Annotated in this window: 18 protein-coding genes, 7 tRNA genes and 1 pseudogene; 15 read left to right on the forward strand and 11 right to left on the reverse strand. The window is 73.4% G+C overall.

All coding sequences use genetic code 11. The features are described from left to right. Positions 1 to 1106: serine/threonine-protein kinase (locus IE286_RS19735; RefSeq protein ID WP_189798104.1), on the reverse strand; the 1106-nt coding region annotated here is incomplete at its 3' end. A gap of 594 nt (positions 1107 to 1700) precedes the next feature. Between IE286_RS19735 and IE286_RS19740 the strand changes: the two genes are divergently transcribed. From IE286_RS19740 to IE286_RS19750, 3 genes are all read left to right on the forward strand, one after another. After that, entirely contained in the window at positions 1701 to 1898 is a 198-nt protein-coding gene (locus tag IE286_RS19740; RefSeq protein ID WP_189798105.1) for a hypothetical protein, read from the forward strand. A gap of 342 nt (positions 1899 to 2240) precedes the next feature. Continuing rightward, positions 2241 to 3245: a phosphotransferase gene (locus IE286_RS19745; protein WP_229863179.1), complete on the forward strand. Its 1005-nt coding sequence runs from the start codon at positions 2241 to 2243 to the stop codon at positions 3243 to 3245. A 7-nt stretch (positions 3246 to 3252) separates the two neighbouring features. Further along, on the forward strand, positions 3253 to 3525 hold the full coding sequence (locus IE286_RS19750; protein ID WP_189798107.1) for a TFIIB-type zinc ribbon-containing protein: 273 nt from the start codon (positions 3253 to 3255) through the stop codon (positions 3523 to 3525). A 115-nt stretch (positions 3526 to 3640) separates the two neighbouring features. Here IE286_RS19750 and IE286_RS19755 read toward each other — a convergent pair. From IE286_RS19755 to IE286_RS19775, 5 genes are all read right to left on the reverse strand, one after another. After that, positions 3641 to 3712 (reverse strand) — tRNA-Val (locus tag IE286_RS19755). A gap of 54 nt (positions 3713 to 3766) precedes the next feature. Beyond that, a tRNA-Val gene (locus IE286_RS19760) sits at positions 3767 to 3838 on the reverse strand. Between the two features lie 25 nt (positions 3839 to 3863). After that, positions 3864 to 3935: transfer RNA gene (locus tag IE286_RS19765), tRNA-Val, on the reverse strand. 1 nt (position 3936) lies between these two features. Continuing rightward, positions 3937 to 4010, reverse strand: a tRNA-Cys gene (locus IE286_RS19770). Positions 4011 to 4044: 34 nt separating this feature from the next. Next, positions 4045 to 4117 (reverse strand) — tRNA-Gly (locus tag IE286_RS19775). Positions 4118 to 4291: 174 nt separating this feature from the next. Between IE286_RS19775 and IE286_RS19780 the strand changes: the two genes are divergently transcribed. The 3 genes from IE286_RS19780 to IE286_RS19790 all read left to right on the forward strand — a co-directional run bounded on the left by IE286_RS19780 (position 4292) and on the right by IE286_RS19790 (position 7186). After that, positions 4292 to 5410 carry a chorismate-binding protein gene (locus IE286_RS19780; RefSeq protein ID WP_189798108.1) on the forward strand — a complete coding sequence of 373 codons (1119 nt, stop codon included), beginning with the start codon at positions 4292 to 4294 and terminating at the stop codon, positions 5408 to 5410. Continuing rightward, entirely contained in the window at positions 5407 to 6228 is an 822-nt protein-coding gene (locus IE286_RS19785; RefSeq protein ID WP_189798109.1) for an aminotransferase class IV, read from the forward strand. Before IE286_RS19780 ends, IE286_RS19785 begins: the two co-directional genes overlap by 4 nt. A 121-nt stretch (positions 6229 to 6349) precedes the next feature. Next, on the forward strand, positions 6350 to 7186 hold the full coding sequence (locus IE286_RS19790) for a GNAT family N-acetyltransferase (protein WP_189798110.1): 837 nt from the start codon (positions 6350 to 6352) through the stop codon (positions 7184 to 7186). A 58-nt stretch (positions 7187 to 7244) separates the two neighbouring features. Here IE286_RS19790 and IE286_RS19795 read toward each other — a convergent pair whose 3' ends face one another. After that, complete coding sequence (locus tag IE286_RS19795; RefSeq protein ID WP_189798111.1) at positions 7245 to 7772, reverse strand: DsbA family protein; 528 nt, start codon at positions 7770 to 7772, stop codon at positions 7245 to 7247. 203 nt (positions 7773 to 7975) lie between these two features. On the opposite strand from IE286_RS19795, the gene IE286_RS19800 reads away from it, so the two are divergent. Then, positions 7976 to 8422, forward strand: a complete 447-nt coding sequence (locus tag IE286_RS19800; RefSeq protein WP_189798112.1) for a hypothetical protein — start codon at positions 7976 to 7978, stop codon at positions 8420 to 8422. 210 nt (positions 8423 to 8632) lie between these two features. Next, positions 8633 to 8785 (forward strand): hypothetical protein, encoded by a 153-nt coding sequence (locus IE286_RS19805; RefSeq protein ID WP_189798113.1) that lies wholly within the window; start codon positions 8633 to 8635, stop codon positions 8783 to 8785. Between the two features lie 103 nt (positions 8786 to 8888). Here IE286_RS19805 and IE286_RS19810 read toward each other — a convergent pair whose 3' ends face one another. Further along, positions 8889 to 9455: a CGNR zinc finger domain-containing protein gene (locus tag IE286_RS19810; protein ID WP_189798114.1), complete on the reverse strand. Its 567-nt coding sequence runs from the start codon at positions 9453 to 9455 to the stop codon at positions 8889 to 8891. A gap of 268 nt (positions 9456 to 9723) precedes the next feature. Continuing rightward, the gene (locus tag IE286_RS19815; protein WP_004002642.1) at positions 9724 to 10137 is read right to left on the reverse strand and encodes an SsgA family sporulation/cell division regulator; all 414 of its coding nucleotides are present in this window, start codon (positions 10135 to 10137) and stop codon (positions 9724 to 9726) included. A gap of 247 nt (positions 10138 to 10384) precedes the next feature. Between IE286_RS19815 and IE286_RS19820 the strand changes: the two genes are divergently transcribed. From IE286_RS19820 to IE286_RS19835, 4 genes are all read left to right on the forward strand, one after another. Then, entirely contained in the window at positions 10385 to 10813 is a 429-nt protein-coding gene (locus tag IE286_RS19820) for a TIGR02611 family protein (RefSeq protein WP_189798180.1), read from the forward strand. Between the two features lie 68 nt (positions 10814 to 10881). Further along, positions 10882 to 10953, forward strand: a tRNA-Val gene (locus IE286_RS19825). Between the two features lie 383 nt (positions 10954 to 11336). After that, the gene (locus IE286_RS19830; protein WP_189798115.1) at positions 11337 to 11783 is read left to right on the forward strand and encodes an SRPBCC family protein; all 447 of its coding nucleotides are present in this window, start codon (positions 11337 to 11339) and stop codon (positions 11781 to 11783) included. Between the two features lie 39 nt (positions 11784 to 11822). After that, positions 11823 to 11894 (forward strand) — tRNA-Val (locus tag IE286_RS19835). 141 nt (positions 11895 to 12035) lie between these two features. Here IE286_RS19835 and IE286_RS19840 read toward each other — a convergent pair. Together IE286_RS19840 and IE286_RS19845 are read right to left on the reverse strand one after the other, a co-directional pair. After that, positions 12036 to 14150: a cellulose binding domain-containing protein gene (locus tag IE286_RS19840; protein ID WP_189798116.1), complete on the reverse strand. Its 2115-nt coding sequence runs from the start codon at positions 14148 to 14150 to the stop codon at positions 12036 to 12038. Positions 14151 to 14550: 400 nt separating this feature from the next. Then, positions 14551 to 15273, reverse strand: a complete 723-nt coding sequence (locus IE286_RS19845; RefSeq protein ID WP_189798117.1) for an exonuclease domain-containing protein — start codon at positions 15271 to 15273, stop codon at positions 14551 to 14553. 202 nt (positions 15274 to 15475) lie between these two features. On the opposite strand from IE286_RS19845, the pseudogene IE286_RS27295 reads away from it, so the two are divergent. From IE286_RS27295 to IE286_RS19855, 3 genes and pseudogenes are all read left to right on the forward strand, one after another. Then, positions 15476 to 15598: pseudogene (locus IE286_RS27295) on the forward strand (DUF4365 domain-containing protein); the annotation flags it as partial. Between the two features lie 600 nt (positions 15599 to 16198). After that, positions 16199 to 18178, forward strand: coding sequence for a threonine--tRNA ligase (thrS, locus tag IE286_RS19850; protein WP_189798118.1), 1980 nt, complete (start codon positions 16199 to 16201; stop codon positions 18176 to 18178). A 90-nt stretch (positions 18179 to 18268) separates the two neighbouring features. Continuing rightward, positions 18269 to 18817, forward strand: a complete 549-nt coding sequence (locus IE286_RS19855; protein ID WP_189798119.1) for an HIT family protein — start codon at positions 18269 to 18271, stop codon at positions 18815 to 18817. Positions 18818 to 18819: the final 2 nt, after the last annotated feature.

Genomic DNA, 18819 nt, shown 5'->3' on the forward strand with positions numbered 1-18819 from the left:
GCCGACCCGCGGGGCGGGCCGCCGCCGCGCACGGCACCGCCGGCCTTCGGCTGCGGGCCGCCGCGTGCGGGCGGCACGGCGCCCCGCGGCGTGGGCGTGCCGGGAGAGTGCGGCCCCTGCGGGCGCCGGCGCACCCGCTGCTGCCGTTCGCCGCGGGCCGCGCGGCGCGGATCCGCGGCCGTGTCGCGCAGGGTGTCCTGGCCGGTGTCCGCGAGCCGGCCGGTCGGCCGGTCGGCCTCGGCGGAGCGCGGCGCGGGCGGACGCAGCTCGCCGAGCCCCTGCGCCTCGCGGGCCGCGATCTCCTTCAGCCGCAGCGAGAGCTCCAGGGTGCTGGGCCGCTCCTCGGGGTCCTTCGCCAGGCAGGCCTGCACCAGCGGCGCCAGCGCGTCCGGGACGCCGCGCAGCTGCGGCTCCTCGTGGACCACGCGGTAGAGCATCACCTCGGAGCTGCCGTGCCCGAAAGGGGAGTCGCCGGTGGCGGCGTAGGCGAGGGTCGCGCCCAGCGAGAACACGTCGGTGGCCGGGGTGACGGCGGCGCCCCGCACCTGCTCGGGGGCGAGGAAGCCGGGGGAGCCGACCGCGGTGCCCACATGGGTGAGCGTGGAGGCGCCGGTGGCCCAGGCGATGCCGAAGTCGATGATCCGCGGTCCCTTGGGGGAGAGCAGGATGTTGGAGGGCTTCAGGTCGCGGTGCACCACTCCGGCCTCGTGCACGGCGACCAGACCCTCGGACAGGGCCGCCCCGATCGCCGCGACCTCCGCCGCGCTCAGCGGGCCGTCCTCGGCCACCTTGTCGTGCAGCGACGGGCCGGGCACGTACTGCGTGGCGAACCAGGGCCGTTCCGCCTCCAGGTCCGCGGCCACCAGCCGGGCCGTGCAGCCGCCCCGGATCCGCCGGGCCGCCGAGACCTCGCGTGCGAAACGGGACCGGAACTCCTGATCCTCCGCCAGATCCGGCCGGATGACCTTCAGCGCGACCCGCTGTCCCTTCCGGTCGGAGCCGAGGTAGACCACGCCCATCCCGCCCGCGCCGAGCCGTCGGTGAAGCCTGAACGAGCCGACGACGCGCGGGTCCTCGCGCCTCAGGCGCATCATCGCCATGTTCATCCCCGCTGCCCGGTCCCTGTGACGAGCCACAGCTTACGTTTCCGGGGCCGCTCGCGCGCAGAGGCCGCGCCCTGCCGACCCGATCGAATGCCGGTGCTTGACGCCGGACGTGAAGGTCGTTCAAAAGCGGTTGACGCGCCATGCGTTGATACGCATGGCATTGTCAACACCGCGTCAGTACAGGGGGGTTGAGCCTGCCGACCAGCGGTGTTCGCAGCGAAGCACGGAAAAACGGCACGAGGGGCGCAGGTAGGGAGAAGGGGTGGAAAAAGGGGTGTTTCGCCTGCTGGGGTCGGGGTCTCCGGCGGCCCGGCGGACGTGATCGAGATCACTCCGGCCAGCCGGGCGGCGGGCCGCCCCGCCGAACCCCCTCCGGGACGACCCCGAGACGCGCGCGCCGGTCTCCACCCAGGGGAGTACTCCGCACGGCCGCGGCTCATCCTCCCGGAGGCCCGGCAAGCGGTACGAGGGCATGACGTCCCCGGCCGGCCGCGCCCCTAGATTGGGTGCCGAGCGGCGGGTGCGGCACTCGTCCCCCGAGGCCGGACGCCCGCCGCTGCCGACGACACGTGCAACGGTCAAGGGGAAGGGGACATGGCCCGGACGGCACTTCGGACACCGCCGGGCGGCCTGCCGGGACGCCGCGCGCGGTCCCGCGGCGCGGGCCGCCGTCACCCCCTGGTGGCGACGGTGATGGCCCTTCCCCTCGCGGCCCTGCTCCTGCTCGTCTTCGACGGCTGGAACACGGTGGCCGCACAGGCGTCGTCCGTGGGCGTGATGCTGGGGCGCTGAGCGGCGGCCCCAGGCCCGGAAGAGCGGTCCGGGCGGGGACATCCACCCAGGAAACCCCGTGGGGACGGGGGTGTGGCGGACGGCGGGATGCCGGCGCGGCCGGAGAGCTGCGCCGGCATCGTCGTGCCCGCACCCGCCCGTCCCGCCGCACGTCGCAGGGCCGGTGTGCGCCCGGGCGCGCGGCTGCGGCATGATCCACCGGACCGGCCCGCACCCGAGGGCCGCCCTCGCACCCGGGGCCTTCCGTCCGGACCGGGCCGACGGCGAGCGCGGTGCCCCGAAGCGACCCGAGCGTGCCGGACCCGACGCCGACGATCCGCACGAAAGACCCTGGGAGCCCCCGTGACCGCCGACACTCTGCTGCCGCTGCTGACCGCGCGGGCGCACGGGGCCGCCCACCGCACCGCGGACGGCTGCACCTGCACCACGGCGGTCCTCGCCGACCGCCCGGACGCCACCGTCGTCCGGCACGCCGGCACCGTGGTGAAGGCCCACGCCCCCGGCACGGACCCCGCCGCCCTCGCTCTCCGCCTGGGCATGGCCGCCCGGCTCCCCGGCGTGCTGCTGCCCCCGCTCGCCCCCGAACCCGCGGTCCTCGGCGGCCGGCTCGTGACCGTGTGGCCCTACGGCACCCCCGTGGACCCCGACGCCCCCGGTGCCGCCCCCTGGGAGGCCGCCGCCACGCTCCTGGCCCGCCTGCACCGCACCCCTCTTCCGCCGAAGCTCCCGCCCATGCGGGGCCCCGCCAACGCCGCCCGCGCCGTCGCCCGGCTTCGTGCCGAGGCCCCCGCTCACCCGGCCGCCCGTCCGGTCCTGCGCGCCTGGGCGACCCTGCCCGGCTGGGCCCGCGCCGCAGAACCCCTGCCGGGTCCGCGGGCCCTGTGCCACGGCGACCTGCACCTCGGCCAGCTCGTCAGGCACCCGGCCCCGGACGGGCCCTGGCGGCTCATCGACGTCGACGACCTGGGCGCCGGCCCGCCGGTCTGGGACATGGCGCGCCCAGCCTCCTGGTACGCCTGCGGACTGCTGCCGCCGCAGGAGTGGAGCCGGTTCCTCGCCGCCTACCGCGCCGCGGGCGGTCCGGCCGTCCCGGCCGACGGGGACCCGTGGCCCGCCCTCGACCCCGTGGCCCGTGCCCTGACCGTGCAGAGCGCCGCCCGGGCCGTCGCCAAGGCGGCCGCCGCCGGCCGCCGGCTCGACGAGGTGGAACAGGCCGTCGTCGACGCGTGCGACCGCATGGGCCGCCTGTCCGCCCCGCCCGCCCGGCCCGTAGGGTGCAACCGGCCGGAGCCGGACAGCAGTCTGTCCGGGCGAGGTCACAAACCGATCCGACCGGCGAGGAGTTGAGCCGAGCATGCAGTGTCCGAAGTGTCATGCGCCCATGCACACCTACAACCGCAACGGGGTCCAGATCGAGCAGTGCAGCGGCTGCCGGGGCATCTTCCTCGACTACGGCGAACTGGAGGCGCTCACCCGCCTGGAGGCCCAGTGGGCCCAGGTGCCGCCGCCCGCGCCGCAGGCCTACCCGGCGCCGCCCGCCCCGGCCTGGGGTGCCCCGCACGGCGGCCACCACGGTCACTACGGCCACCGGCACAAGAGCTTCACCCACATGCTCTTCTCCAGCTGAGCCCCGCCCGGCCGGCCCGGACCCGGGCCGGCCCCGGGCCCGGCCCCGGGCCGCGCGAGCCCCCGGTGACGGCGAAAGCCCCTGGCCACGCGAGACGGCCAGGGGCTTTCGGGTGTGGACGATACTGGGATTGAACCAGTGACCTCTTCCGTGTCAGGGAAGCGCTCTCCCGCTGAGCTAATCGTCCTCGGGACCACGACCGCCCCGGTGTCACCCACCGGAGACGATCATCGGCTCTGCGTGCGCGATACTGGGATTGAACCAGTGACCTCTTCCGTGTCAGGGAAGCGCTCTCCCGCTGAGCTAATCGCGCGAGTGAGGATCTTCAACAGATCCAGTGGACGATACTGGGATTGAACCAGTGACCTCTTCCGTGTCAGGGAAGCGCTCTCCCGCTGAGCTAATCGTCCTTGGAGGTGGAGACGGGATTTGAACCCGTGTAGACGGCTTTGCAGGCCGTTGCCTCGCCTCTCGGCCACTCCACCAGGGCGGGGGACCGAAAGATCCCCTCATCCTTCGAGCGGACGACGAGGCTCGAACTCGCGACCTCAACCTTGGCAAGGTTGCGCTCTACCAACTGAGCTACGTCCGCCTGTCGTTTCGGTCCGCTGGCGCGTCCCGGCGACGTGTTGAACTCTAGCGGATTCCCCGGCCAGGACAAAAACGCGTTTGCGCAGCGTGCTGCGCGACCCTGCGGAAAGCCCCCGGTCACGCCCTCCCGGACGGGCCTGGTCCGGTTCCGGCGGCCCCTCCTACACTCGGCCGCGTGCTCGACCTTCCTCCGCTCGCGCGATTCGGCGACCGGCTCGCCACCGGCCTGGCCGACGTCACCGACGACCCCGCGGCGCTGGACTCGACGGGGTTCTGGGCCGTCGCCGCCGACTACGAGGGCCGGCTGACCTGCGCCCGCTTCCGCGACGTCCGCCGCGAGCCGGTGCCCCTGCCCGCACCGGGCCGGTGGCGCGGCCCGGCCGTCGGTGACTGGACGTCGTCCATGGACCGCGCCGCGTACACCGACGGCGTCCGGCGCATCCGCGCGCACATCGCCACCGGCGAGGTCTACCAGGTGAACCTCTGCCGCGTGCTGTCCGCGCCGGTCGACGCGGAGGCCGACGTGGACGCCCTGACGGCGGTGCTGGCCCGCGGCAACCCGGCGCCCTATGCAGGATCGATTCGTCTTCCGGAGCACGGCGTGGAGATCGCCACCGCGTCCCCCGAGCTGTTCCTGCGCCGCGACGGCCGCACGGTGGAGTCCGGGCCGATCAAGGGCACCGCCCCCACCGAGGCGGAGATGCTGGAGAAGGACTACGCCGAGAACGTGATGATCGTCGACCTGGTCCGCAACGACCTCGGGCAGGTCTGCACCACCGGCAGTGTCACGGTCCCGGATCTGTGCGCCGCCGAGGCCCACCCCGGCCTGGTCCATCTCGTCTCCACTGTCCGCGGCGAGCTGCGCCCCGGCGCCGGCTGGCCCGAGCTGTTCGACGCCGCCTTCCCGGCCGGGTCGATCACCGGCGCCCCCAAGTCCAGCGCCCTGCGGATCATCGAGGAACTGGAGACCGCGCCCCGTGGCCCCTACTGCGGCGCGGTGGGATGGGTCGACGCCGACCGGGGCACGGGCGAGCTGGCCGTCGGCATCCGCACCTTCTGGATCGACCGGATGCGGGACGGCACGGCGCTGCTGCGCTTCGGCGCCGGCGCCGGCATCACCTGGGGCTCCGACCCGGAAGGGGAGTGGCGCGAGACCGAACTGAAGGCCGCCCGGCTCCTCGCGGTAGCGTCGGGGGCGTACGACCCGTTTCGAGGGGACGTGACCGGGGACGTCGCATCGGCCCCCGGCGCGGCACCGCGGCCCCATGGGATGCGTGAGGTGGGACAACGATGAAGGTCTGGTTCGACGGTGCGCTGCGGGAGACCGACGCCGCCCGCGTCTCCGTCCTCGACCACGGGCTCACCGTGGGCGACGGCGTCTTCGAGACGGTGAAGGCGGTCGACGGCAGGCCGTTCGCGCTCACCCGCCACCTGGAGCGGCTCACCCGCTCCGCGCGCGGTCTCGGCCTGCCCGACCCGGATCTCGACGAGGTCCGCCGCGCCTGCGCCGCCGTCCTGGAGGCCGACCCGGTGCCGCTGGGCCGGCTGCGCATCACCTACACGGGCGGCTACGGGCCGCTCGGCTCCGAACGCGGCGACCGGGGCACCACTCTCGTGGTGGCCGTCGGCGAGACCACCCGCCGCCCCGACTCCACCGCGGTCGTCACCGTCCCCTGGACCCGCAACGAACGCGGCGCGCTCACCGGCCTGAAGACCACCTCCTACGCCGAGAACGTGGTCGCCCTCGCCCACGCGCACCGGCACGGCGCCTCCGAGGCCCTGTTCGGCAACACGGCCGGACGGCTGTGCGAGGGCACCGGCTCCAACGTCTTCGTCGTCCTGGACGGCGAGATCCACACCCCGCCGGTCGCCTCCGGCTGCCTGGCCGGCATCACCCGAGCCCTCACGATCGAGTGGACCGGCGCCAAGGAGACCGACCTGCCGCTCGAGGTCCTGCGGGAGGCCGAGGAGGTCTTCCTCACCTCCACGCTGCGCGACGTCCAGGCCGTGCACCGCGTGGACGACCGCGAACTGCCCGCGGCGCCGGGCCCGGTGACCGCCAAGGCCATGCGGATCTTCCAGGAGCGGTCCGGGGACGACCTGGATCCCTGACAGCCGGCCACCCCGTCCGGCGGTGCTCCCGCAGCCCCCGCGGCACGGCGCCGCCGCGGTGTGCCGGAAGGGTCCGGCGCACCTGCTGACACCGTCCGCCGCGGCGGGTACAACAGCCGTGATGACCACGACCCTGCGGCCGGCCGAGCCGCTTCAGCAGCACGAGGACGGGACGCGTTCACGCCGCTACCGGGTGTGCGTGAACAGCCGTCCCGTCGGCGTGATCCACCTCGCCACGCACCCCGTCTTCGGGCCGGCCGTGGCGCAGATCGTCGATCTGCGCATCGACGAGCCCGACCGCGGCCGGGGCCGCGGCACCGTGGCCGCGCTGGCCGCCGAGGAGGTGGTGCGCGGCTGGGGCTGCACGCGGATCGAGGCCGAGGTGCCGGCCGCCGCCGAGGGCGCGCTCCGGCTCCTGACGGCCCTGCAGTACACCCAGCGCAACCGGAACCTGGCAAAGGCCCTCGGCACCACCGCGCCGGCCCTGCCCGCCGGCAGCCGGGGCAGGCCCATGACGGACGACGAGTACGGGCCGTGGCTGGAGCACGGCAAGGCCGGCTACGCCCGCAGCTGGACGGAGCGCGGCGTCCCCGAGGCCGAGGCACGGGCCAAGTCCGCCGCCGACCACGCCCGCCTGCTGCCGCAGGGCCGGGCGACCTTCGGCATGCTGTTCAGCGTCCTGGAGCACGAGGGCACCGCGGTCGGCACGCTGTGGCTGGCGACCGGCGCGGCCACGGGCGACGGCAGGGCCTTCGTCTACGACGTCGAAGTCGACGCCCGCCACCGCGGCCACGGCCACGGGCGTTCCCTCATGCTGCTGGCCGAATCCCAGGCGCTGGCCGCGGGCGCCCGGAGCATCGGCCTCAACGTCTTCGCGGGCAACACGCCCGCCGAGAGGCTGTACGACTCCCTGGGGTACCGGCCGGTCCGGTACGTCCTGTACAAGCAGCTGCTGTGACGCCCTCGCGGGGACGGTCCCCGGGCCGGGGTTACCACCGGAGTGCGGCCGGGAAAGGTCAGCCGGCCTGTCCGGACCCGGCCAGCAGGCGGTCGGCGATCTCCTCGATGCGGGCGCGCAGCCCCTCCTGGCTCCTGCCGCCGTCCACACGCTCGCCGCCGATGACGTACGTCGGCGTCCCGGTGACGCCGATCGCCTTGCCCTCGGCCTGGTCGGCGTCGACGATCAGGATGTGCCGGCCGTCGACCAGCGCGGTGTCGAACTCCTCGGCGTCCAGCCCCAGCTCCCGGGCCACCTCCACCAGCAGCGGTTCGCCCCGGCGCTCCAGCTCGGCGACGCGCTCCAGCACCGCCTCCACGTACGGCCACAGCTTCCCCTGGGCGGCGGCCTCCTCGGCCGCCTGCGCGGCGGCGAAGGCGTGCCGGTGCTTGTCCAGCGGGAAGTGGCGCAGACGCAGCTCGAGCCGGTCGCCGTAATGGGCGCGCAGGGCCCGCAGATCGTCCAGGGCGGTGCGGCAGTCCGGGCACTGCAGCTCGCACCAGACGTCGAGAACGGCAACGGCGGATGCGGGGGAGGTCTCGCTCATGAGGACAGTCTCCCAGGCCCGCCGCGGCGGGACCCACTCCGCACCCGGGGCCTCGCCCGGCGTCCCCGCGCGGGCGGCGCCCGGCCGGAGGCGACCCGGAGATCCCCCCGATCCGCGGGCCGGACCGTGGCCCGCGGTGCGGGCGGCGGTGCACGATGGAAGGGACGAGATGCCCGAGCGGCGAGCAGTGCCTGGAGGACCGCATGATTGCCGAGACCGTCTGTTCCGCCGTCTCCGCGGCCGGCCTGGGCATCGCCGCGGTCACCGCCTACCGCAAGCGGTTCCTCGCGGCCGCCCGCATCGCGGCGTACGCCCTCGTCCCCGTCGCCCTGGTGATGACCGGCGCCGTGGGCTGGCTCGCCCGCACCGCGTTCAGCCCGACCGCCTGGGCCGGTTTCGGCCTGCTCGGCTGCGCCTGGGTGCTGTTCGCGGCGACCCGCGCGGTCGAGCGCCGCCGCGGCGGCACGCGCAAGGAACGCAAGGCTGCCGCCCGTGCGGCGGACCGGGGCGCGGTCGCCCCCGGCGCCTCGGCGCCCTCCCTCGGCGCCGGCGGCCGGGCGCAGGGCCGCGGTGCCGAGCGGCCCGCCGGATCCCGCGGCGACGACGACTTCAGCGAGATCGAGGCCATCCTCAAGAAGCACGGGATCTGACCTGAGGAAGCACGGGATCCGACCGTCGCCCGCACCGGGCGGCCTCGGGCCCCGGGGCGGACGGCCGGTCCGGCGAGCGACCAGGACCGGCGCCCAAATGGTCACAACCCGGGCCGGACCGAAGCGAAGATCACGTAAACGGTGAACACTCGTACATCCGGCGCGTGCTGATCGCATTCGCGGCATGACCTGCGTCATCATCGCCGCGAGATGGTGGACACAACACAGAGCGAGGCCGCGCCGCCAAAGGACGAGCGGCGCGGGTGCCTCTTCGCCCTATCCCAGCCACCGCTGATGATCTTCCTTGCGGTGATCGGGTGTCTGCTGCTCATGGCCGCGTTGCACGACCTGCTGCTGCTGTGAGCCTTGGTCCGTGGGTCCTCGGCGCCACCCGCCGGGGACCACGCGAGCCGGAGGCGTCGCACCGGGCCGGGGCGTCCGGGCGCCGGGTGTCCGGGCCGCTGCGTCAGCCCGTCGTCGTCGCCTCCTTGCGCCGCGCACGGTAGGCGGCCACGTGCAGGCGGTTGCCGCAGGTGCGGCTGTCGCAGTAGCGGCGCGAGCGGTTGCGGGACAGATCCACGAAGGCGCGCCGGCAGTCGGGCGCCTCGCACCGCCGCAGCCGCTCCTGCTCCCCGGCGACCATGATGAACGCGAGCGCCATCCCGCAGTCCGCCGCCAGGTGGTCGGCGACCGAGGCGCCGGGGGCGAAGTAGTGCACGTGCCAGTCGTACCCGTCGTGGTCCGTCAGCCGGGGCGTGGTCCCCGCGGCGGCGACCAGCTCGTTGATCATTCCGGCGGCGGTGCGGGTGTCGGGGGCCGCGAAGATCGCCTCGAACCGGCCGCGGACCCGGCGTACCGCTGTGAGGTCGGCCTCCGTCAGCACACCGACTTCGCTGATCTTGTGGTTGCGTACGAAGTCCTCGAGTGCCGCGACGTCCGCCAGGCCGTCGGGCGCCGCATCGCCCTCCGGCGCGGTGTTCACCAGATCCACCGCGGTGTCCAGCGCGCACCGGGTGTCGTGGGTGATCAGCACGTTTCGCTCCCTGCCCTGGGGATCGGGCACACGCCCGCCGATGCAGGCCGATGGTAGTGGCTCAGATCTCACCCGAGCAGCGCACGGGGCCCCGCACAGCACAGCGTCACCGCCTGGGCGCACAGCGTCCGCACCGGTGCGCGCACACCGGCACCGGGCCCTGGCGAAGGGCCGGGTGCCGGCTGTGTCCCGTATGCGGTTGTCCTGGCCCCGGCCGTCTCCCCGAGTGGACGGCAAGGGCGGCTCGAAGGGCCTTGACGGCCCACCGTCAACTTTCCGCGAGGATGTGCGACAGCTCCTGGTCCAGATCGAAGTGCCGATGTTCCGTGCCGGGGGGCACGGCCGCGTCCGTCCGCTTCAGGAAGGACTCCAGGGCCCGCGCCGGGGCCTCCAGGAGGGCCTCGCCCTCCGGGGAGCTGAGGGCGATGCACACGACGCCCTGACCATGGCTGCGAGACGGCCAGACTCGGACGTCGCCGGTCCCGGTCGGACGATGGAGCCCCTCGGCGAGGAGGTCGCGGGCGAACACCCACTCGACGGTCTCCTCGGCTCCGGTATGGAAGGTGGCGTGCACGGCGTAGGGGTCGGCCGTGTCGTACCGCAGGCCTGCGGGGACAGGCAGGGAGGACTCGCTCGACACAACGAGGCGCAGGTGCAGCTCGCAGCTGACCGTGGTGTTCATAAGCGCCAGGGCCTTTCGCTCAGTGTGCGCTCGGGGATTCGCACGTCGGCGAAATCGACATGCCACCTACAGTGCCGTTGTAAACCCCTCTGCGTGTTTTGCTTCGATTCGCGTAACTCTGACGGTCGAGACCGTGTACGCGTAGTACGTCCATTCTGGTGATGTGCTTCTTTGCGGCAGGATGCACACGCCGGAATACGGGGAGTGACCCGTTCGGAAACGGACATCAGGGGCATCTCGCGGAGCGATCAGGGAGGCGGCGGCGGACGGACCGGAGCGGGGGGAGGACCGGCGGGAGGACCGGCGGGGCCTGGGCTCGCGTGCGCCCGCGTTCGTCCGCTCGCGGCGCCTGCTGCACCTCGGCTGGAAGGGCGGCGTCTTCGTCTTCGGCCTCGCGGTGGTGGTCTGCGGAGTGATCCTGCTCCCGCTGCCCGGGCCGGGCTGGGTGGTGATCTTCGCCGGCATCGCGGTCTTGGCGACCGAGTTCGTGTGGGCGCAGCTGGTGCTGCACTGGGCCAAGCGCAGGGTCACCGATGCGGCGCACCGGGCCCTCGATCCGAGGGCGCGGCGCCGCACCGTCGCCCTGTCGGTGACCGGCGCCGTGCTCGCCGCCGCGGCCGCCGCCTACCTGTGGAGGTTCGGGCCGGTCCCGCCCTGGGGCCTGCGCGGCCGCTGACCCCGGCCGCCCCGGACACCCCTGGTCAGGAGCACCCCCTCACATGCGGTAATGTTCTTCCTGCGCCCGGGCGATTAGCTCAGCGGGAGAGCGCTTCGTTCACACCGAAGAGGTCACTGGTTCGATCCCAGTATCGCCCACTCACCCACGGTGGCCCGTCCGCGATCACGCGGGCGGGCCACGGTCGTGTGCGCGCCGTGAGGACCGTGTGCGCGCCGTGAGGACACGGACGCACAGCGCACCGCCGTCCCTCCCGCCCCGGCGGCACCTGCCGTGAACGCCGCGGCCCGTGCGGCGGCGCATTTCCCCGCACACGGCCCGCGCGAATTCACCGGCGCCCTTGTGCCGCCGCGTTCGTCCGCCGGCGAAAGCCCGAGAAGACTCCTTTCGCCGTTGCCCGCACGGAATGTGACCCGCTGTGGGAAAAGACATCCGTGACGCATTGCGGCCGACCACGCCCCCCTGACGCGGGCGGTGCGGAAAACACGGTTTCCGCGGCCCGGTGCCGGGCATCCTGGCGGCCATGGACCGGACGCACTACCGCTTCAGCAGCCGGTGGCATCTTTCCGCGCCGCCCGCCGCCGTGTACCGGGCGCTGGAGCGCGTCGAGGACTATCCGCGGTGGTGGCGGCAGGTCCGCGCGGCGCACCGCACCGGCGCCGCCACCGGTGTGCTCCGCGTCCGCTCCCTGCTGCCCTTCGACCTGACCCTCACCGTGCACGAGGTGCGGCGCGACCCGGCCGCCGGGATCCTGCACGGCGCGCTCACCGGGGACCTGGAGGGCTGGGCCCGCTGGACGGTCGGCGCGCACGGCTCCGGCACGCTGGTCCGGTACGAGCAGCAGGTGCGGGTGCGCGCACCGCTGCTGCGGCGGCTGGCCGTGCCCGGCCGGCCCTTCTTCCGGCTCAACCACCGGCTGATGATGCGCTCCGGACGGCGGGGACTGCGGTCCTGGCTGCGAGCGGTTTGAACCGAGCACGTCCGGGCCTGTATTGTTCAGTGCGTTCCCGGGCGATTAGCTCAGCGGGAGAGCGCTTCGTTCACACCGAAGAGGTCACTGGTTCGATCCCAGTATCGCCCACCGGACAGGGGCCGGTCCGCAGCGCGCGGACCGGCCTCAGGCTTTGTCCGGGAAGTCGCTTCGGACACGGCCTGGTGCGTTCTGGGGCGGCGCGCGGCCCCGGGGTACGCGGGCCGCCCGCCGGGGCGCGCGCCGCAGTCCTCAGGTCGTGGTGCACACCGTGCCGTTCAGCCGGAACACCGCCGGCGGCGAGTACGCCCCCGAGTTGGCCGCGGTGAAGCCGAACGACACCGCGTTGCCGCCGTGCGGGGCCAGCGTGGCGTTGTACGACTCGGGCGTGACGATCACGTTCCGGCCCGACTGGACGACCTTCGCGTTCCAGTACCCGGTCACCGTCACCCCGCTGTCCGGGAAGGCGTAGGACAGCGTCCAGCCGTCGATGGCGGTGTCCCCGGTGTGGGTGACCGTGATCTGTGCGTTGAAGCCGTTGCCCCAGCCCTCGGTCACCCGGTACGCCACCTGGCAGGTGGACTCGGCCGGGGACGTGGTGCGCACCGCGACCGGGTCCGAGGGGCGCGAGAGCCGGCCGTCGGTGTCGCGGGCCAGCACGGACAGGGTATAGGTGCTGCCCGGCGCGAGGTTGCGCACGGTCGCGGTCGTGCCCGTGGTGTCCGTCAGCAGCTCGCTCACCGCGCCGTGCTGCCGGTAGATCTCGTAGCGGACCGGGCTGCCGCCGGTGGACGCCGGCCAGGACAGCGTCGCCGTGGTGTCGGTGACCGCGGTGACCTCCGGGGTGCCCGGTGCGCTCAGCGCGGACGCGGTCCCGTCCTTCGGATGCAGGGTGACGGCGGTGACCGAGTAGGGCGGCAGGGTCACGCCGGCCGCGTCGCCGGTGGAGGTGTCGATGGAGGAGGCCCGGTCGCGGAAGACCGCCAGCTCGGCGGGCGAACCGTCCGGCGTGAAACCGTTCAGGCGCAGGCGCGCGGTGCGCGACGCCGACGGGTCCTTGTTGACCAGCAGCACGCTCAGGTCCCCGTCGGAGCGCAGCACGGCGTGCGCCGACACCAGGGCGTCCGCCGACCCCGCCGCGACCAGCTGGTCACCCGGCCGTGCCGTCCTGCTGACCAGCTGCAGGGCGTAGTAGGGCGGGAAGGGCGTGTTGACGGGCGGCTCGCAGACCGACCCGGTGCAGCCCCCGCTGGACAGCAGGCCCATGTCGCCGTAGTCGGTGGCCCCGTCCGGCGCGGTGGAGATCTCACCGACGCCGTTGTGGGTGTTCCACCAGTCCACCGTGAACACCCCGTTCTCCAGCGCCGTGAGATAGGTGTCGGCGGCGAACAGCGCGGTGGGCTGGGTGTCCATCAGCAGGTTGGAGTTGGTCTCGGTCAGCGCGATCGGCGTGTCCTCGGCGCCCGCCGCGTCCAGTTCGGCCCGCAGCTGCCGCAGCTCGCCCGCCAGCTGCGCGGGCGTGGTGAGCATGCCGGCCGCGTCCGAGCCGCCCGGGTACCAGTGCACGACGACGAAGTCCGCCTCGCCGGCCACGATCGGGATGACGGTGTGGTTCCAGTCGGCGCTGTCACCCTCCCCGATCACCCCGTCCGGCCAGTTGCCCGGCGTGGTGAGCACCGCGCCCACCTTGATGTCCGGATCCACCGCCTTCATCGCGGAGATGTAGTCCAGGACGCCGTGGGCGTAGGCGGCCGGCGAGGTGTCCTCGTGCTCGTCGGTCTCCCAGTCGGCGCCGTAATGGCCGTTGCCGTACAGCTCGTTGCCGACCTCCCAGTACGTCACGCCGTAGCCCTTGTCGACGTTGGCGTACCGCACCCAGCCGGCCGCCTCCTCGGGCGTGCCCGACCCGTAGTTGGCGATGACGATCGGCTGGGCGCCCGTCTTCTTCACGGTGCCCACGAAGGAGTCGAAGTCGGTCCCCGGCGCGACATAGCCGCCGGGGGCGGTGTGGGTCCGCCAGTGGTAGATGTCGCCGTAACTCCCGCCCGGGTACCGCAGCATGCCGACCCCGGCGTCCCCGATCAGGTCCTGGGTGGCGGTGGTGTTCATCTCCGCGTCCCAGATCGCGCTGTTGAGGCCGTACGCGGTGTCCGGAACGGTGCCCAGTCCGGCCCGGGTGTCGACGGTGACGTCCACGGCGGCCGGCGCGGCGGCCTCGGCGGTGCCGGCGGGCGCCAGACCGCCGGCGGCCAGCAGCGCGGCGGTCACCGCCCCGGCGGCGGTCCGGCGTACGGCCGCCGGGCCGCGCAGAAGTTGTCGGGCCAGGCGGCCCGGCGCTCGGTGCAGAAGGGATGCGGCAGCGTGCACGGTTCCTCACCTTCGTCGCTGAGGGGTCGAGGCGGAAGGAAGTGCCGGCGCGCTCCTCACCCGGCGGGGGAGAACAGGACGAGCGGGGGGAGCCAGTGTGTGGGAGCGCTCCCATATTGTGCGGAGGGGACGCCGAGGGCTGTCAATGGGCGTGCGGGAGCAGGACGGGGAACCGGGGGTCACCGTGCCCGCGGGGACGGACGGGACGCGTGACGAGCCCCGGCGGGTGGTGCGCCCGGTTCGCCGGGACGCGTGACGAGCCCCGGGACGTCGTGCACCCGGTCCGCCGCCCCGCCCGGGTGTCCGCCCGGCGCCGGCCGTCCCAGGTGATGCCGAGCCCGTCCCGCACGATCCCGAGCCGTCCTGCCCGGACCCGCGGGGCCCCTTCCCGCCGTGCCGGCTACGCCGCCGCGGGCAGCTGGGGGCGCAGCGGCCAGGACGGGGCCGCCGTCTCCTCGGTGCCGTTGCCCGTGAAGCGCAGGCCCCGGGCCTGTGCCGCGTGCCACCCCCGCTGCAGAGCGTGCAGCTCGGCCGGGCTCAGCCGGCCCACGCGGGCCGCGAAGCGCCGGCCGAGCGCGCGGACCACCTCCAGCGCGGCCAGCGCGTCGGCGGCCGCGTCGTGCGCCGCGGTCAGGGGCACCCCGTAGTGCGCGCACAGATCGGCGAGCGTGCGCCGGCCCTTGCGGGAGCGGTCCAGGTGCTTGTCCAGGACCAGGGGATCGAGCACCCGCAGCGGCGAGGACGCCAGCCACTGCTCCAGCGACCTGGCCCGGTGCCGGCGCAACTCCCGGTCCAGCAGCGTCAGATCGAACGGCGCGTTCATCACCACCAGCGGGCGCCCCAGGGCGCTGTGCTCGGCCAGCTGCTCGCCTATCTCGTACATCACCGGCGCCGGCCAGCGCCCGTTGCGCTGCAGATGCTCCTCCGTCAGCCCGTGCACGGCCGTCGCCGTCCGCGGCACCGGCACCCCCGGATGCACCAGCCAGCGGGTCACCCGCGGCCGCGTGCCGACCGCGTCCTGGACCACCACGGCGGCCGAGACGATGCGGTCGGTCTCCGGGTCGACCCCCGTGGTCTCCGTGTCGAAGGCGGCCAGCGGACCCTCGTACCAGCAGTACGTCATGACGACCCCAACCCCTCGCCCGTGCACGGCGGCTGACACGCCGTCGTCTGCTGCCGTGATACCCGGCCTGTTTGCGCCGTACGCCGGGCGGAGACGACGGCGGTTCGGATGCGCGCGGTTCACGGCGCGAGCCGGTGCCCGCAGCACCCGGCCCGGCAACCGGCAGGAACGGCAGCGCTGTCGGGCATGGCGACGGGGCAGCCCGGCCGGTCACCCCGTCACCGGCCGGCACCGCACCACCGTGCGCCTCCCCATGTCGCGGATCTTCGACGACCGGACCCTGTGCGAGATCACGACGCGAACCGGGGCGGGAGGCCGGCCATGACGCACCGCCCCCTCGGTGAACCACAGCGCCCGCGCGGCCGCACCCCGCCGGGACCGCCCCCACAGCCGCACCGGCCCGCCGGCGTCGACCCGGCTGTGCGTGCCGGTACGCCTCACCGGCCGCGTGGTCCGGCCGCACCGAGCCCGGCCGTACGGCGCGGGCACGGCCCGGCTCCGGATGCCGCCCGGTGCCGGCTCGCCCTTCGTGACCGTGCTGCCGCCATGACCCTGCTGCCGCCGTGACCGTGCTGCCGCGCGAGGAGGACGAGCGCGTCGCCGGGCACGCCCGCCTGGCCGGTCTGCCGCTGCGGATCAGCGGCAGCACGGACGGCAGCGGCGGCATCCCGCGGTTCACCGGCACCTGCGAGGTGGTGCGTGGTGCCGCAGCCGCCCGCCGGCACCGGAGGACACGGCCGGCCGGGCGAAGGCGGCACAGGGGGACGGCACGGACACCGGCGGCGTCGCGCAGAAGCGAGCGGAGGAGGACGGAGGGTGACCGTTTCGCGGTCGGCGCCAGCGGCTCGGTACCATCCCCTTCAACGCATCGCATCGCCCTGCCTTGCCGGGCACGGCGGAAATCCCCTTCAGTCAGGAGAGACCGGTGTCAGACGTCCGTGTGATCATCCAACGCGATTCCGAGCGGGAAGAGCGCGTGGTGACGACGGGCACTACGGCCGCCGACCTCTTCGCCGGCGAGCGCTCGATCGTCGCCGCGCGCGTGAACGGCGAGCTGAAGGACCTCGGCTACGAGGTCCAGGACGGCGAGACCGTGGAGGGCGTCGAGATCTCCTCCCCGGACGGGCTCGACATCCTGCGCCACTCCACGGCGCACGTCATGGCGCAGGCCGTGCAGGAGATCTTCCCCGAGGCCAAGCTCGGCATCGGTCCGCCCATCCGTGACGGCTTCTACTACGACTTCGACGTCGCCGAGCCGTTCACGCCCGAGGATCTCAAGCGCATCGAGAAGAAGATGCAGGAGATCGTCAAGCGCGGCCAGCGTTTCTCCCGCCGGGTCACCACGGACGAGGCGGCCCGCGAGGAGCTGGCCGGCGAGCCCTACAAGCTGGAGCTGATCGGCCTGAAGGGCAACGCCGCCCAGGCCGCCGAGGGCGCGGACGCCGAGGTCGGCGGCGCCGAGCTGACCATCTACGACAACCTCGACGCCAAGACCGGCGAGCTGTGCTGGAAGGACCTGTGCCGCGGTCCGCACCTGCCCACCACCCGGCACATCCCGGCGTTCAGGCTGATGCGGTCGGCGGCCGCCTACTGGCGCGGCAGCGAGAAGAACCCGCAGCTGCAGCGCATCTACGGCACCGCCTGGCCGTCCAAGGACGAGCTGAAGCAGTACCTGGACTTCCTCGCCGAGGCCGAGAAGCGCGACCACCGCAAGCTCGGCGCCGAGCTGGACCTGTTCTCCTTCCCGGAGGAGCTGGGCCCCGGCCTGGCCGTGTTCCACCCCAAGGGCGGGGTGATCCGCAAGGAGATGGAGACCTACTCGCGCAAGCGGCACGAGGCCTCCGGCTACGAGTTCGTCAACACCCCGCACATCTCGAAGGAGCACCTCTTCGAGATCTCCGGGCACCTGCCGCACTACGCGGACGGCATGTTCCCGCCGATCCAGTTCGACGAGCAGAACTATCGCCTCAAGGCGATGAACTGCCCGATGCACAACCTGATCTACAAGTCGCGCGGCCGTTCCTACCGTGAACTGCCGCTGCGTCTCTTCGAGTTCGGGACGGTATACCGGTACGAGAAGTCGGGTGTGGTGCACGGGCTGACCCGCTCGCGCGGCTTCACCCAGGACGACTCGCACATCTACTGCACCAAGGAGCAGATGCCGCAGGAGCTGGACACGCTCCTGACCTTCGTGCTGGACCTGCTGCGCGACTACGGCTTGAACGACTTCGAGCTGGAGCTGTCCACCCGCGACGACTCCGACAAGTTCATCGGCACCGACGAGGACTGGGAGGAGGCGACCGAGGCGCTCCGCCAGGCCGCCGAGAAGCAGAACCTGCCCCTCGTCCCCGACCCGGGCGGCGCCGCCTACTACGGCCCGAAGATCTCCGTCCAGGCCAAGGACGCCATCGGCCGCTCCTGGCAGATGTCGACCGTCCAGGTCGACTTCAACCAGCCCAAGCGCTTCAACCTGGAGTACACGGCCGCGGACGGCTCCCGTCAGCAGCCCGTGATGATCCACCGCGCGCTCTTCGGCAGCATCGAGCGCTTCTTCGGCGTGCTGCTGGAGCACTACGCGGGCGCCTTCCCGGCGTGGCTCGCCCCCGTCCAGGCGGTCGGCATCCCGGTCGGCGAGGCACACGTGGAGTACCTGGAGAAGTGGGCGGCGCAGGCCAAGGAGAAGGGCCTGCGGGTGGAGGTCGACTCCTCCTCCGACCGCATGCAGAAGAAGATCCGCAACGCCCAGAAGCAGAAGATCCCGTTCATGGTCATCGTGGGCGACGACGACATGAACGCGGGCACGGTGTCGTTCCGCTACCGCGACGGTTCGCAGAAGAACGGCATCCCCTGCGACGAGGCGATCGCCGAGATCGCCGACGTGGTGGAGCGGCGCGCACAGGTGTGACGTGATCTGCGTCACCGCGGGACGGAAGGCCTCCGAGGGCAGCCTCGGGGGCCTTTCCTCGTCCGCGGAGCGACGCCCTATGCTGCACGCATGACGAGTGAGCCGGAGCAGCAGATCGGAGTGGGAACGCAGGACGCGTTCCAGCGTCTGTGGACACCCCACCGGATGGCCTACATCCAGGGCGAGAACAAGCCGACCGGTCCCGGGGCCGGTGACGGCTGCCCCTTCTGTTCCATTCCGGCCAAGTCCGACGAGGACGGACTCGTCGTCAAGCGGGGCGAGCTGGTCTACGCGGTGCTCAACCTGTACCCGTACAACGGCGGGCACCTGATGACCGTGCCGTACCGGCACGTCGCCGACTACACCGACCTGACCGTCGCGGAGACCGCCGAGCTGGCGGAGCTGACCAAGCAGGCCATGCGGGCCCTGCGCACCGCCTCCGGTGCGCACGGCTTCAACATCGGCATGAACCAGGGGGCGGTCGCAGGCGCGGGCATCGCCGCCCACCTGCACCAGCACATCGTGCCCCGCTGGGGCGGCGACACCAACTTCATGCCGGTCGTGGGCCACACCAAGGTGCTGCCGCAGCTGCTGGCCGACACCCGCACAATGCTCGCGGACGCCTGGCCGGCCGACTGACG

This window comes from Streptomyces thermodiastaticus, from assembly GCF_014656135.1.
GTDB lineage: Bacteria > Actinomycetota > Actinomycetes > Streptomycetales > Streptomycetaceae > Streptomyces > Streptomyces thermodiastaticus.

Excerpts from the sequence above, each read along its gene's own strand:
- IE286_RS19800 (WP_189798112.1), top strand. The coding sequence starts at position 7,976 with ATGATTGCCGAGACCGTCTGTTCCGCCGTCTCCGCGGCCGGCCTGGGC.
- IE286_RS19805 (WP_189798113.1), top strand. The coding sequence starts at position 8,633 with ATGGTGGACACAACACAGAGCGAGGCCGCGCCGCCAAAGGACGAGCGG.
- IE286_RS19815 (WP_004002642.1), bottom strand. The coding sequence starts at position 10,137 with ATGAACACCACGGTCAGCTGCGAGCTGCACCTGCGCCTCGTTGTGTCG.
- IE286_RS19845 (WP_189798117.1), bottom strand. The coding sequence starts at position 15,273 with ATGACGTACTGCTGGTACGAGGGTCCGCTGGCCGCCTTCGACACGGAG.
- IE286_RS19750 (WP_189798107.1), top strand. The coding sequence starts at position 3,253 with ATGCAGTGTCCGAAGTGTCATGCGCCCATGCACACCTACAACCGCAAC.
- IE286_RS19855 (WP_189798119.1), top strand. The coding sequence starts at position 18,269 with ATGACGAGTGAGCCGGAGCAGCAGATCGGAGTGGGAACGCAGGACGCG.
- IE286_RS19795 (WP_189798111.1), bottom strand. The coding sequence starts at position 7,772 with ATGAGCGAGACCTCCCCCGCATCCGCCGTTGCCGTTCTCGACGTCTGG.
- IE286_RS19740 (WP_189798105.1), top strand. The coding sequence starts at position 1,701 with ATGGCCCGGACGGCACTTCGGACACCGCCGGGCGGCCTGCCGGGACGC.
- IE286_RS19785 (WP_189798109.1), top strand. The coding sequence starts at position 5,407 with ATGAAGGTCTGGTTCGACGGTGCGCTGCGGGAGACCGACGCCGCCCGC.
- IE286_RS19830 (WP_189798115.1), top strand. The coding sequence starts at position 11,337 with ATGGACCGGACGCACTACCGCTTCAGCAGCCGGTGGCATCTTTCCGCG.
- IE286_RS19790 (WP_189798110.1), top strand. The coding sequence starts at position 6,350 with ATGACCACGACCCTGCGGCCGGCCGAGCCGCTTCAGCAGCACGAGGAC.